The sequence below is a fragment of the Flavobacterium succinicans LMG 10402 genome (genome assembly GCF_000611675.1).
Lineage (GTDB): Bacteria > Bacteroidota > Bacteroidia > Flavobacteriales > Flavobacteriaceae > Flavobacterium > Flavobacterium succinicans.
In genome coordinates this window covers 225,183-240,182 of the sequence record NZ_JATV01000002.1, presented here as the reverse complement: position 1 = coordinate 240,182, position 15,000 = coordinate 225,183, and the positions used below count along the sequence as shown (strand labels likewise).

Sequence of the window (15,000 nt, the reverse complement as noted above, 5' to 3'; positions counted from 1 at the left end):
ATTCGTTTTGGCGAATGGATTTTTTTTGTTTTACTGAGGTTAAAACTGACCACTGAGGACTGAAAACTGACTACTTTTTTCTTAAAGAAGTTCTTTTCTAAACGTTTTTCTTCTACAATGAATGGTGGGGTTGAAGTTTTTCCATAGCAATTGAATGGCTAGATTGTCTGCCAATTCAGGAGTGCGGATGCAGTTTTGAATACCTTTTTCGGTAAAAGTGGTATGGTATTCTTTAAAAATAATAGCGTGAACTCCTTTGTTTTGGTAGTCGGGATGAACGCCAATTAAGTAAAAAAGAACGTCTTTGCTGTTTTTTCTTGCTTGTAATAAATGAATGAAACCAAAAGGAAATAATTTGCCTTTAGCTTTTTGTAGCGCCTTTGAAAAACTTGGCATTACTATGGCAAAAGCGACTAGATTTCCGTCTTTGTCTTCTACATATTTGATATATTCTGGATTGATGAAGTTGATGTATTTGTTTTTGAAATATTCCTTCTGAATATCTGTAATCGCTACAAACGAGGAAAGTTTGGCATACGATTCATTGAATAAATCAAACATTTTGTCTACATACGGAAGTACATCTTTGGTTTTGGTGAAATTGATGGCTTTTAATTGGTATCGCTTTCTAATCAATTCCTCTGCTTTCTCGAAAGTTTCTGGTTTTACATTCGAAAAAGGGAATTTATTTTCGACATATTCTTTTTCGGTAATGTAGCCCAATTGCTCAAAATGTTGCGCATAATAAGGATGATTGTACCAAGTAATCATCGTGCCAATTTCTTCGAAGCCTTCAGTTAGTACGCCCACTTTGTCTAGATTAGAAAAACCCATTGGGCCTTCTACGTATTCTAGGTTGTTTTTGCGCCCCAATTCATACACTTTTTCAAGTAGAGCTTGGGTTACTTTTATGTCGTCAATAACGTCAAACCAACCAAAGCGCACCTTTTTTTTCTGTTGATTATTGACTTCATCCCAATTGATAATAGCAGCGATTCTTCCAACAATTTCTTGATTTCTTTTGGCTACAAAAAAATAGGCTTCGGCATTTTCAAAAGCAGGATTTTTTGATTTGTCAAAAGTTTCTAATTCATCTGCAATTAGTGGTGGTACCCAATATTTGTTGTCTTTATACAGAGAAAAAGGAAATTTGATAAACTTGGTAATTTCTTTTTTGCTTTTGGCTTCGTGAATCGTAATCATGTGTTTTTAATGTAATGTGCAACTGCGAATATAGCTTTTTGTTCTTGAAAAAAAGCCCTATTTAGGGCTTTTGAATTAATTAAACTGTGATTTTTTTTTCTTGGTTTGAGAAAGGTGTTCTTTTCGGTCTTTTGCTTCTGCTTTTTTGTAAAAGCCATCATAACGCCAAGAAACCCCAAATCCACCATAAACAAAGGAAGGTGTGTCTTTGAAAGTGGTACTTACAGAGGCATCAATTTGGAAGTTGTTGTTCACTAGATACGCTGCTCCACCACGAACAATCATGTCGCTATAAAAATCGGAATTGTAGCCTTGATTCTCAATAAAACCGGACCATCTTTTACTGAATCCACGAGTTAAAGTGACTACGTAGCCATAACTTGGATAGTCTGTACCTATGTAATCGGCAATGATATTAGTTACAAAAACCCAACGACCATCGCCAAAATGATTTTGAGTAATCAGCATGGCTTTTGGAGAAATGCCAGATTCCAGTGAAAAAGCATATGGATTTCCCTCGAACACAAAATTGGCGCCTGCATACACGGAAACTGCAGGTACTAATTGCCTCCAATTAAATCGTTGGTTGGCTTTCCAGCTGTATAAATTTATTTTTTTCTCGTAGTTTTTAAAAGGATCATAAATTAAATATTTCGCTCCTAAATTGGTTTGTCTGAAATTGGCTCGGTTGATCGTGCTAAAATTAGTCACATATTGGTCGTTTTGGTATTGTATATCAGCAATAACTTCTAATCGTTCTAAAAAAGCTCCCCAACGTAGAGTGGCATCTATACCAAATCCATTTACATCATAATTTAGTAAACTATGATTGGAAGTGATACCATACACACCCGTTTCTATTTGAATAACATGTTTTCCTACGCCATAAGCCGACATGGTTTCGCCAGGACGATTGGAGTTAATTTGATCAGTATATTGACCGTACTGTAAAAAAGGAGTAAGACTACATGCGAATAAAAGTAACGTTCTAAATGAATTCATAGTGGTCATTGTTTTATTGTGAGATAACGTAATCAAATGTACTATATTTTGGTAATTTTTTTAAAAATATTTCAGAAGCTGTGCTCTACTCTTTTTTTGACATAAAAAATGCCCGCAGCAAAAACCGCAGGCATTAAATTTTAATATAAAAAACTGTTATAATCTGTATTTCAAGGTCGCCATAACTTGAGTTGGCGCAATTGGATTTATACTATAGTTTTCGTGTACGGTGTAGTTCAATTCGTTGGTGATGTTGGATACTTTGCATAACAATGAAACTTTTTTCCATTCATATCCTATCGATAAATCTACGGTAGCATAACCTTCCAAAGGAATATCTCTATCTTCGATAGTAACAGTATAGGATTTTGGATTTGTTGCTGGCTTGTTTTCAGTCCATACGTAACGGTCATTCCAACCTCCTACACGGTCACCAATATAGCTGGCCATAGCGCCTAAGCTTATACCTTTAAAAAAGCCTTCTTGAATTTTATAAAAAACGCTAAAATTAGCCGTATGCTTTGGAGTTCTGGTTAATAAATCTCCCTCTATTAAACTTCCACTTGTGCCTGAAGTTTTGGTGATTTTTGTTTCATTAAAGCTGTATCCTGCCATCAAGTTAAGTCCTTTCATCGGATTGGCATTGATATCAATTTCAATTCCTTTTCCTTTAGTTCCACCAACTAATTCTTTTAAATTGGTATTTACGTTTGGTGTAACACCATCTGAACCAAATGCTGCAGTTTGCGCTAGATTATTGTTTTCTATAATGTAAGCAGTTACATTTGTAGTAATTAAACCTTTCATAAAGTCTTTTTTGATTCCAACCTCGTATTGGTCAATAATTGAAGGATCAAGTGGTTTTAAATCTACTGTCGTACCAGTGTTTGTTGTGAAGGAGTTGGAATAACTAGCAAACAAACTTGTTGTTTTGTTAGGTTGAATTACAATACCACCTTTTGGCGAAAATGCCGTGTTGATTGTTTTTGCGCCTTCTACAGGTTTTGCGTTTTGGTATGAGGTGGTAATGGTATTAACATTGTTTATTTTTTCGATAGTTTCTTTGGTAGTCGTAACATAATTTTCTTGCCATGACCATCTAATTCCAGCCAAAACTTTAATATAATCATTAATCGTGATTAAATTTTGCGCATAAACACCAAAACGTTGAGTGAAGGTTGTAGCTAGCTGTGTAATTCTGCTGTCGTAAGGTACATTTCTACTTTGAGTATTGTAATCGTAGTTTAAGATATTAATAGCAGTCGATTCAGTTGTTATTAAGTCAGCAGGTTTTGAAGGGTTAAAGAATCCAAAAGTATAATTAGGTGCCATTGAGTCTTCGAAATCTGCACCTGTAAAAATTTGGTGTTTAATTTTTCCTGTTTTAAATGTTCCTTGTAAACTCAATTGATTTCCAAATATATTTTCTGAAGCATCTAAGCGAGTTAAACCACGTTTCCAATTTACTTCTTTTACTCCAGCAGCATTTGTAGTGTATACTAAACCAGACATTTGAGCTGTAGATAGTTGCATTCTTCTGTAGGTTTGATAGGAACTATTGAAATTCAATTTCCAATTGCTGTTAAAATCATGTTCTACTAAAACAGAAGCACTTGAGGATTTCGTATTTCCATTGGACCATTTGGCGCCAAAGAATTGATTTCTTGGTAAATCTAAAATTTCTTTTCCAACCAATCCTGTTCCAAAATCCGGTGTCCAATCGGCACTTAGATAATCTCCCTGTAATGTAATTTGTGTTTTTTCAGAAAGTAAAAATAAGAACGAAGGATTAAAATAAATTCTATCATTAGTCACAAAATCTCTAAAACTTTCTGATTTTTCATAAGAACCATTGAAGCGATAGGCGATGGATTGATTCAAAGGACCATATACATCAAAGGCTGGTTTGTAATAATTGTAGCTTCCCATTTGCATAGAGAATTCCCCGCCTTCATTAAATTTTGGTGTTTTGGTAATCATGTTTAGGATACCGCCTGGAGCTACATTGCCATAAAGTAGAGCTGCACCACCTTTTAAGAATTCTACTTTTTCAAGTCCTGAAATTTCTGGTATAGATCCGCCGTTAAATCTGAATCCGTTTTTGAACATATTGTTCGCGGTCATATCATAACCTCTGGACCAAAATGACTCTTGTGCTCCGCCTCGTGCTGATCCAACATAAATACCATTAGCATTTTTGATAACATCACTCATACGAATGGATTGTTGCTGCTCGATAATTTCTGCACCAATTACCTGTACAGTTTGTGGATTATCCATAGGTTTTAATCCTGAACGAATGGCAGAAACTGGCTTTCTTTGTTTATGTGCCGTAACGATAACTTCGTTCAAAGTACCACCTTTCTTGTTTTTTACCGTATCATTTTCAAACTCGTACGATTCAATTTCAGTTTTTTTATCGGCTGTAGTAGCCTGTGCTTGATTTGTATCTTGTGCACTACTAGCAAAATAGCTTAATAGTATTGCGGGGAGTAAAATATATTTCATTTTGTTTATTTGGAATAATTAAAAATAACTATGCAAATATAAACTCCTTCTATGAAATCACAAAGCTTATTTAGATTAAATACCAATAAAAACTTAAAAAACATGTAAATTACTGATTAGTAACGGTTTGTGAGGTTGTGTTTTTTGTTGAGTTGAATTTTATAGTAACGTCATGTCTCTTTTTTATGATAAAAGATTGCTTTTTTAATGCTTAATTGAAATGAAAATGGCTACAATCGCGTCTTCAATTTCTTTTTGAAGTTTTTGGACCGAATCGCTTTTCCTTTATCCGTAATCATAATGCAGCTGTAGTCCGCGAATTTTTCGAGCAAAAGCAATCCTTTTTGTTGTCCCAAAACAATAAGCGAAGTGCTCAAACCATTCGCAGTTTCGGCATTGGGACCAAAAACGGTTACGCTACACAAACCCGTAGCAGGATAACCCGTAGAGGGATTAATGATGTGCGAATAGCGTTTGCCATTAAAAACGACATATTTTTCATAACTCCCAGAAGTGGTTACGGCTTCTTGCCTTAAGGGAACGACAGACATAATTTTTTCTGGTCGAAAAGGGTTTGTGATGCCAATATTCCAAGGTTTGCCATTAGGCTGCGTTCCCCACGTACTCATATCGCCAGAGCCATTAATGATTCCAGCGGGAATGCCTTTTGCAAGCATCATAGCGCGACATTTATCGGTGGCGTAGCCTTCGCCCAAAGCGCCAAAACCAATTTTCATTCCTTTTACTTTCAAGAAAATGGTCGATTGAACGGAGTCTAATATGATGTTTTGGTAGCCCACTTTTTCAACCGATTTTTTAATGGCTTCTGCCGTTGGCATCTCGGTCATCGACCCGTCAAATTTCCAAATCCTATCCATAGCCGCAAAGCTAATGTCAAATGCACCCTTGGTAATCTTTGAAAATTCAAGCGCTCTTTGCGTCAATTCAAATACTTCTTTGTCGACTTTTACGGGGCGAATACCCGCATTTTGATTCACTTCCGAAACTTGAGAAGTGGGTTTCCAGTCCGAAATCAAATGCTCAATACGAGTGATTTCGGCAACAACAGCATCGATATTTTCTTTTGCCGTGGCCGAATCTTGGGCAACAATCGTAATGTCAAAACGCCCGCCCATAAGCAAAGTCGTTTTTTTTCGTAGCACCTGACTGTGACACGAAACACTCCAAACGAGTAGCAAAAGGAAAAGATTTTTGAGTGACATATTTTTTATTTCAGATAAATATATTGATTTTGGGTGTGCCCCTCCCGAAAAGGTCGGGTCGGGCTGTACGTTCCCGCTTTTTTTGAGCAAAAAAAATGCTCAAAAAAGAGCTCCACTACCATCCCTCACACAACCGTTCCTAAAGAAAATGAGTTGATAACCATTCGAATTGTATCGAAAAACGGGACGATGTAAAGCGCTACAAACTATCATAGACGCTTCTTTTTTTTGTATTCCTGCAAGGTCTCTTTTTGACCTTGTAGGTATTTCAATTAAACAAAGATAAATACAAGGTTTTGAAAACTTTGCAGGAAATTGTTACAACACGATTAATCTTTAAATAGCTTCTCCCGTTCCTTTGTAGAGGGTCAGGGTGAGGCATTCTAATAACAATCGGTCAAAATTTGCCCTTTGGCTTTATAATCTGAAACGCTTGTATTGGATTCCTCTAAAAGGGTTTCGAACACTTTTTCTACATCTTTTTGCATCGTCAAAGAACCGCAAATCATAATAACACCATTTTCATTCAACAGCGCTTTGAAAAAAGCAGCATCACGCTCGACCAACTGTGTTACACGACAGCCGTTTGCTGTTCTAGATAAGGCCAAATTAAAGCTTTGGAGTTTTTGTTGCTCCATCATTTCTTGGGCTAGTTTTGTATAACTGGCAACGCTTTTAGTCTCGGTTCTAAATCCGCAATACAAATGCGTTTCCGTTTTGGGTGTCGACTCTTGAATCATTCCTAAGAACGGCGCAATTCCAGTTCCATTAGAAATTAAAGCAACTTTGGTAGCTTGTTTAGGGAAGTGAAAAGCGGTATTCGTGATTACTCGTGCTTTTATTTTGGTACCTATTTCAAGTTGATTCAAATAACCCGAACCTAATCCGTATTCGTGTAATTTGACCACCAATTGTAGTTTTCCGTCGTGTTTACCGATGGAATATAAACGCTCTCTACTATCGTTGGCAGGATAAATGGCTAACAAATCTCCCGACTGGAATTTGGTCGTCCAAGGCGTTTTGAAGCTCACTAAAAAGGTATCTTCGTCTGTGGACACTTGTGTTTTGGCTACAACTTCAAAAGTTTTTAGTCCCTTTGGTATTTCATTGTAAAGCGATGGAGTAGTGGCAAGCGGTAAGGAAGTTACGGCATTCCATAACTGAATCCAAGCCACAAATTCTTCTGTTGATTTGTTGTTTATGGTATCTAACGGCACTATGGTTTCGCTCCAATTTTGTTTTGCTAATGCAGCTTCTACATCATAAGCAAAACCACAAAAATCCGCATAGGATTTAGACCCAAAACCAATAATAGCGGTTTTGATTTTTTGTTTTTGTGTAGTTTTGCTCAGTAATTCAATAAATTGATTCGCATTAGATGGAGCATCGCCCATACCGTGAGTTGCTGCAAAAAGAAGCAATTGTTCTGCTTTTGGAAACAGGGTATAGGAATTCATCTCGGCGAGATACGCCTTTTTGCCAAGAGCAATAAATTGTTGTTGTACAGCATTGGCAAATCGCAAGGTACTTCCGTTTTCGGAACCTACAAGTAGAATGATTTCGCTGTCTTTGGCCTTGAACTTGTTTTTGATGCGGCTGGCTCTGCGTCGCAACGTCATCGCAAATCCAGAATAAATAAAGAACAACAGATTGATACTAGCCAAACCTAGAACAACAGCCCATAAAATGCTAGTTCTTCCGGTGTGTAAATCGAGACTTAGGTCTTTCAATTGTGTGGTGGTTGCCGTTGGTTTTACGGTAACTACAGCTCCAGTTATTTGATGTACTTCTATTTCTTTATCTTTTAGATGAATGATAAAGTATTCTTCAGGATCATCCGAAAAAGGAAATTCGATTTTGGTGACATCGGACAAAAGTGTGGTGTTGAATATAGAAGTATTTTGTTTTTTGGACGAAGGCAGGGCTACCGTTTCGGTTGCTGAAGCATCGTTTTCTATAAAAAAATGAAACTTTTCAAGGGTAAGATACGCACCAGTAATCGCAATGATAAGTATTGGAACTAGCGCTAATCTTCCAGTAATAATGTGATAATATTGGGCGAAGTTTTCTTTTACAACTTTTGAAAACACACTTCGAATGCTTCTTTGACGATTAATGATTAAGGCCAATCCAGAAAGCGCAATAAGCGCCAATAAAAATGAAATAAAACCAACGATAAATCGTCCAGTTTCCTTTAAAAACAAAGAGCGGTGTAAAGCCGTAGTCCATTTAATGAATTCGCTTTTTGGACTTGGTTTCCCCAGAATTTTACCATTGGTTGGATCTACAAAGGCATTAATATCATTACCTTCTTGATCGATACCTTGTAAAGTAACAAATTGATTGTGATCTACACTTACCGCTGTTATTTCAGGATAGGTTTTTCGTAAAACAGGAAGCGTTTCTGCTAACGTAATTTTATCGAAGTTACTAACCTGGTAAGAAGGGATCTTTTCTTGAATGGCATCTACAGCTAGAATGGTACCTGTTACGGAGGCTAGTACTAAAAAAAGGGAAGAGAAAATCGCTAGGACCAAATGGGCGTAGCGCCAAAAGGAAAGAGTCATAGAAAAAGGACTTTTAGTTTTTATGATGTACAAATTAAAAAAAACGAAGTCAAATGAGATTAAGGATATTCCTCAATCTTAAATGACTTTGTCTATTTTTTCAAGATGTTTTTAGATTTTATTGAAACGTACGTAGCGGATATATCCTTTACCATCTGTTTTGGCAGTTAAACCTTCGGATGTTAATGGGATTTCGGCATCGGTAACATAGTATTTGTTATCTTCTACGGCGCTTTCAAAACGGAGTTTGTAGCCTTTGTTGATTTTAGCATCTTCTATCTCGATAGTGGTAATGCTACGGTCTCCACCAGTTACAGAAGCTCCAGTTTTGGCACTAATGTTTTCTTTTTTCTTTGATTGGTATTTATGCCATTCTTTTAGCGTGTTGTACCATTTTTTATCATCACCCATTAGATAAAGGGTTTTTTCGTATTCACCTTTTGGATTGATTAACGATACCACAATGTAAGCTCCTTCACCCACATAATTTGACATTTGCAACATGCATTTGTATTTGCTAGTTTGGGCTGTGGCTTGAAACGATAAAAAACTAATTAGTATGAGTAAACTTATTTTTAAAAATGATTTCATTATGAGGGTAAATTATGAGTTATGAATTATGAGTTATGAATTATGTTGTTGACTTTACTTGCTAGTTACTAAGGACTAATCACTAAGTACTAACTCAACTATTTCAAAAACTCTAAATCGATGTTCTTTTTGGTTAACGTTTCGTTTTCTTTAGCTAGTAAATATGCAGTTTCGTCAAATTCTGTTTTGCTGTCTTTTTGTGCACCGTTAGCAACTAAGTATTTCAAGATGGTTTCATCTTTGGCTAGCATAGCGGCTTTGTGTAAAGCTGTTAAGCCATCATTGTTTTTTGCATTAATGTCAATTTTTAGTTCGGCCAATTTTTCAATCAAAGCTAAATCATTTTTGACAACTGCAAAGTGATATAAGGTACTTCCGTCTTTTTGAGGACTAGCCAAATTGAATCCTTTATCTTTAAAAATAGTGATTTTAGCTTGAAACGGATCCGATTTTGACTCATTTCCAGTTTGCGGGCCTCTTCTTTCTGTTGACTGTGGACGATAGGATTGTATTAAATAGTATCCTAAAGTGTATCCGTCTTTATCCACCACCGAAAGATCAGCACCTTTGCTTAGTAGATAATTGAAAATTTCTGGTGAACCCGATTTTACGGCTAACGTTAGTGCAGATTCTTTTTTAGCGTTTTGAGCATTAATGTTGTTAGTAGTTATAGAAAATTGTTTTACCACTTCTATGTCATTGCCAGCCGATGCAAGGAGTAGAGGCGTGTTGCCATCATTATCTTTTGCATTCGGATCCACTCCTTTTGCTGTAAAATAATTGATAATTTCTAATTGATTGGATTTGTTAGCTACCAAATGCAACACGTTTTCGTTGGATTTGTTTGTAGCTTTAGGATTGATTTTTAGTTCCTCTACCAAAAATTGATAAGCTGCCAAAGGTGTTGTTTCTCTTCTAGAACCTTGTGCCGCTATTAAAAGGGCCGCTTCAGTAGGTTTTACTCTTTTGCTCAAAAGTGTTTTCAAAAAAGGAATATTTCCAGTTCTTGCAGCATAATCAAACGCTGTAATTCCGTTATTATCCGTGTCGTTTAGTGAAAGACCTTTGGTGCTTAAGTAATCAGCAAGTGTTAAATTTGTATCAGAAGCGATTGCCTTTAAAAGTAGGGTAACGCCATCTTTATATTTTTGTTTAGGATCGATTCCTGCTTTAAAGAAAGCGTCATAAATTTTAGGATTCGTTTGTCCATTTGAAGCAGCAAAAGTCAAAGGTGTTTCGCCTTTACTATCCTCTAAATTAATGTCGGATCCTTTTGAAAGTAGATAGTTTACAATATCAATATTACCTTTATTAGCTGCCCAATGAAGATAAATTCTGCTGTCGTGAGTGAGCTTGGTAACTGGGTTTCCTTTTTGTTCTAATAAAAATTTGACAGTTTCTGTCGGTGCATTTGAATTGATAGCGATAGTGGTCACATCAAAGGCGTTTGCATTACTTGCTACAGGATTATTGCCTTTTTCTATTTCGGCTTTTACCGCTGCAACATCTGGTGCGTTTTTCCAAAAGGACTGATCGAGTAAGCTATTTTTTTGTTGGGCACTGCATAATAAAGTAACAGCAAATGCTAATGGAGTTATAAAGTATTTTTTCATATTTGGAAAAGTAAAACGATAGGGTTAGAGTATTATTTAGAATAAATAAAAATAATAGCAAAAGTAAAAATAAAAAATTAGCTACCAATATTTATTTGTCTTTTATGCACCGTTTTTTATATGCTTGTTTAGATGCAAATAAAGGCAAAAGGTTTAATGGAGTTTCATAATTTAAAGCGAAATATTTGTTTTATTTAGCTTTTTTCTGCCATACCAAATCAGGCAACCTGTAATGGGCAATGTGGCGATTAATAAACTAATCAAAAAAGCAAAAACTTTACCTGCTAATCCCATTATAGCTCCTGTGTGAATATCATAATTCATTCTCAGTAATTGGTCTGATGTATCTGCTTTAGATAATTTTCCGTAGATGTGAGTTACTTCTTTTTCTTCTAATGTATTTTGGTCAAAATAGCGATAATCGGTTTTCCAGTAGGTTCCTTTTTCTAAGTTAGCATTAGTAGCTATAGCGCTTTTTCGGTTTTCAGGTGGATGTACTTCAATATAAGCGGCCTTCGGGTATTGTTCTTGCATGAGCAGAAATACTTTGTCCAAAGGGTTCTCTATTTTTTTTGCTAGTGTTACTTCTTTTGAGACGGGGTCTTCATAGAGTAATGACTTTTCTCCTCCTATTATTTTGTAATAGCCATAAGCAAACCAAGGAAATCCCCAAACGAGTCCTGTTATGGCAAAGATTAGACCGATTGCTGAAACATAAAATCCCGTAATATTATGTAAATCGTAGTTTTTTCGTTTCCATTTTAGACCTTCTTTCCATCGAAACCAAAAACGTTGTTTGGCTGCTTTCTTGTTTTTTGGAAACCATAAAATTAAACCAGATACAAGTAGTACAAGGAAGATAAGAGTAGCAGAAGCAACTACAACTTGTCCAATTTCATGAGGTAACCACAAGTAGAAATGACCATCTAATATAAATCTAAAAAAGCCATCTTCCATATTGGCTACTTTTAGTACTTTGCCCGAGTAGGGGTTCAAGTATACCACATAATGATAGGTAGGTTCATAATTATAAAAGATAGCTTCTATAGCTTGGTCAGGAGTATTGTATTTTAAGGCATGTAAGACTTTGTTAGGCAATTCTTTCTTAGCAATTGGTACTAATTGCGAAGGCAAAAGAAAAGGGACTTTTTGTTTTTCTACAAAGCGGTATTCTTGTGTAATGTTCTGAATTTCTTCCTGAAAAGCATACAAACAACCTGTTACAGCTATGATAAAGACAATAATTCCTGAACCCAAGCCCAGCCAAAGATGCAGTAGTCGAATGCTTTTTTTAAAATTAATTTTTTTCATTTTAAATGATTAAAACTCCTCACCGAAATGAGGAGTTTTGTTAAACAAAAACAATAGCAATTATGAAAACTAAAACTTATACGATAATCCAGCGGTAAGACTTCTTAATCGTTGAGGGGTTACCGTTGACCAACCAGAAAAATACTTCTCATTCAATACGTTATTTAATTTTAAAACAAAATTGAATTTATCGTGATTGTAAGACAAAGCAGTGTTCAACACGGTGTAATCTGGTAAAGCAAAAGTGCCTGTAGTACTTCTGTTTAATGTTTTGTATTCGCTAGCATAATTTCCGCCAAGACCAAAGCCAAAGCCTTCTAATGCGCCAGATGGAATGGTATAATTTGCCCAAAGATTGATTAATGTTTCTGGTCCCGCTTCTTCTGGTCTAAATCCTAAATAACCATCTCCAGGGTTGTCTTTGGTTATTTCACTTTTATTGTTGCTCACGCCAGCGATGATGTTAAGTCCTTTGGTTGGATTTGCTGTAAAACTAATTTCTACTCCTTTGCTATTCACTTCACCGCCCTGAAAAGAATCGTTGATGTTGTTTGGATTGGTCATTAGTTTGTTTTTTACATCAATATTGTAGTAACTAATCGATGCTGATATGATGTCTTTGTACAGATTGGTTTTTAATCCAAATTCATATTGATTGGCGTGTTCGGGGTCGAAAGATTTCATTCTTGGATTACTTCCGTCAACATTGCTAACTTCTTTTGGAGCCACGTTGGTAAATCCATTCATATAATTTCCAAAAACAGAGACTTTGTTTTCAATGATTTGATACACGGCGCCAAATTTTGGAGAAACAGTTGTTTGAGAATTACTTTCATTAGCTGTTGACGATTTGAAATTATCAATACGTAAACTTGCCATAACCGAAAGTTGATCTGTAATATTTAAAACATCAGAGGCATATGCACTCAAGACTTCGGTTTGTGCATCTGTGTTACCTTCGAAAGAACCCACGAGTAACTTATCAACGCCTGCTTGGGTAACATCTCCTGTATCGGTTTGATTCACAAGTGATACTTTACCATTGCCAACCCAACCAGTACTTCCGTTGATGGTATTGATTTTTAAATAATCAGCACCAACGACCAAACGATTTCTTAAGGAGCCAATTTTAAAGTCTCCGATGAAATTTTGTTGCAAGTCCGTGCCTAAGGTTTCACCATTTCTTTTTGAAATGAATCGGGTGAATTCATTTCCATTGGCTGAATCCCACAAATAGGAATAATAACCATTTGTTTTGCTATTATTTCTTGATAATACAGTTTGTGAAGTCCATTTTTCAGAAAGCTTATACAACATTTGTGCTTGTAAGTTGAAACTGTTGTTGTTGATCGTTAACTCATTCGAAGTATATGATTTTTTGTAATTGTCTTCAAAAATAGCTATCGAATTAAATGACAAAGGCGCAAATCGGCTTAAGAAAATCATTGGTGCATTGGCAGAAGTGCGATTGGTAAATTCGGTTGTAATTAAGAAAGACAATTTATCATTTATCTTATAGCTCAACGAAGGTGCTAAGAAAAAGGATTTCGCAAAACCTGCATCTTGAAACGAATTCTCTTTTTGATGAGCCGAAGTCACACGAATTGAAGCGTCTTGGTTTAATGGGATATTTACATCGGCAGTTACTCGATTGAGTCCGTAGGATCCTGAAGTATAGCTTACTTCTCCGCCAAAGTTTTGAAATGGTTTTTTGGTCACTACATTAATCAACCCTCCGTAAGAGATGAGGCTGCTTCCAAATAAAGTTCCAGAAGGTCCTTTTATCACTTCGATATTGTCGATGTTTATAGGGTCTATGGTTCCGTTATTAATCCCTGGCAGACCATTAATCATTGTGGGTTGCACAGCAAATCCTCTCATCGAAAAGTACTCAGCACCATCGCCTCCTCTTCCGGTTGATTCCCACAAACGAGAAATTCCTGTGGCATTTTTTAACGCATCATTAAAGTTGGTAACCAATTGCTCTTTCATCAACTCACCAGTAACGGTGTTGTACACTTGTGGGTTTTCGATATTATTCAGTGGCATTTTAGCAACAGTCGTACTTTTCTCCCTTTTGTATTTGTACTTGTTGCTAATTTCTACTGATTTTAATTTGTTAATGGTATCTTTTTCGGTGATTTGACCATAAAAAGCATTGCTTAATAACAATGCGGTTGTGGCTAGTAGTATTTTATTCATTTTATTTAGATTAATTAAAAATAATATTGCAAATATAAAAGCCTCTTTGATATAATCAAAGTTTATTTAGAATAAATAAAAATAAAAACAAATACAGTCTTCTATCCGTTTCAACAATAGTATTTTACGGATAAAAAAAACCTCGATTTTTTAGAATCGAGGTATGAAAAGAATAGGGATAGTGTTATTTTACCTTTTTCAGAGTATAGGTTTCAGCCGAAGGTTTCCCCGCTTGAATCCCTGATATCTTGGCGATCAAAGTCGAATCTTTTGCTAATTGATATGTTATTTTTTGAGGGTAATCGTGTTTAGGGTTTTCGAATACCAAGTTTTTATCTGTAGCTGAAGTTAACGGAAACGCAATGGTTTGGTCATTGTTTTGACCTTTGATGGTGGCTTTGTAAATAAAATGAGGGCCATTTTGTTGCAACACAATAATTTCGTTGTGCAATGTATCTTTCCCTTTTATAAAATACGAAGTGCCTTCAAAGGTGCTGTCGTTTACAGATTTCCATGTTTCTTCTAAAATTCCTTGTTCAGATTGCTGGGTCCATTTGCCCAACAACCATTGCGAAGCTTTGATTTTTTCATTTTTGTTCGCGTTGTTGTTACAGGACGCAAGTGCTACAAAGACCAATAAAAGTGTCGTTTTTTGAAACATGATGCAAATTTTTTGTTTGGATTGATGGCGCTAATTTATGAAAAAAGTTTGCGTTCTTAACCGCAAAGATCACAAAGTTAGCGCAAGGAACGCAACGCTTAGCGAACTTTGCGTAATTC

Annotated in this window: 10 protein-coding genes; all 10 read right to left on the bottom strand. The window is 35.9% G+C overall.

The window, feature by feature from the left end; genetic code table 11:
* Window positions 1-81 precede the first annotated feature (81 nt).
* A complete protein-coding gene (locus AO58_RS0102560; protein WP_024980204.1) occupies window positions 82-1,203 on the bottom strand; it encodes a hypothetical protein in 1,122 nt (373 codons plus the stop codon).
* Window positions 1,204-1,278: 75 nt separating this feature from the next.
* A complete protein-coding gene (locus tag AO58_RS0102555; protein WP_024980203.1) occupies window positions 1,279-2,205 on the bottom strand; it encodes a transporter in 927 nt (308 codons plus the stop codon).
* 156 nt (window positions 2,206-2,361) lie between these two features.
* Window positions 2,362-4,713: a TonB-dependent siderophore receptor gene (locus tag AO58_RS0102550; RefSeq protein WP_024980202.1), complete on the bottom strand. Its 2,352-nt coding sequence runs from the start codon at window positions 4,711-4,713 to the stop codon at window positions 2,362-2,364.
* 230 nt (window positions 4,714-4,943) lie between these two features.
* The gene (locus AO58_RS0102545) at window positions 4,944-5,936 is read right to left on the bottom strand and encodes an FAD:protein FMN transferase (protein ID WP_035717254.1); all 993 of its coding nucleotides are present in this window, start codon (window positions 5,934-5,936) and stop codon (window positions 4,944-4,946) included.
* 383 nt (window positions 5,937-6,319) lie between these two features.
* Entirely contained in the window at window positions 6,320-8,503 is a 2,184-nt protein-coding gene (locus AO58_RS0102540; protein WP_024980200.1) for a PepSY domain-containing protein, read from the bottom strand.
* A 111-nt stretch (window positions 8,504-8,614) separates the two neighbouring features.
* On the bottom strand, window positions 8,615-9,094 hold the full coding sequence (locus AO58_RS0102535; RefSeq protein WP_024980199.1) for a DUF2271 domain-containing protein: 480 nt from the start codon (window positions 9,092-9,094) through the stop codon (window positions 8,615-8,617).
* 98 nt (window positions 9,095-9,192) lie between these two features.
* Window positions 9,193-10,707: an ankyrin repeat domain-containing protein gene (locus AO58_RS0102530; RefSeq protein WP_024980198.1), complete on the bottom strand. Its 1,515-nt coding sequence runs from the start codon at window positions 10,705-10,707 to the stop codon at window positions 9,193-9,195.
* Window positions 10,708-10,878: 171 nt separating this feature from the next.
* Window positions 10,879-12,018, bottom strand: a complete 1,140-nt coding sequence (locus tag AO58_RS0102525) for a PepSY-associated TM helix domain-containing protein (RefSeq protein WP_035717252.1) — start codon at window positions 12,016-12,018, stop codon at window positions 10,879-10,881.
* A gap of 69 nt (window positions 12,019-12,087) precedes the next feature.
* Window positions 12,088-14,220: a TonB-dependent siderophore receptor gene (locus AO58_RS0102520; protein ID WP_024980196.1), complete on the bottom strand. Its 2,133-nt coding sequence runs from the start codon at window positions 14,218-14,220 to the stop codon at window positions 12,088-12,090.
* Window positions 14,221-14,404: 184 nt separating this feature from the next.
* Window positions 14,405-14,881, bottom strand: coding sequence for a DUF6265 family protein (locus tag AO58_RS0102515; RefSeq protein WP_024980195.1), 477 nt, complete (start codon window positions 14,879-14,881; stop codon window positions 14,405-14,407).
* Window positions 14,882-15,000 lie beyond the last annotated feature (119 nt).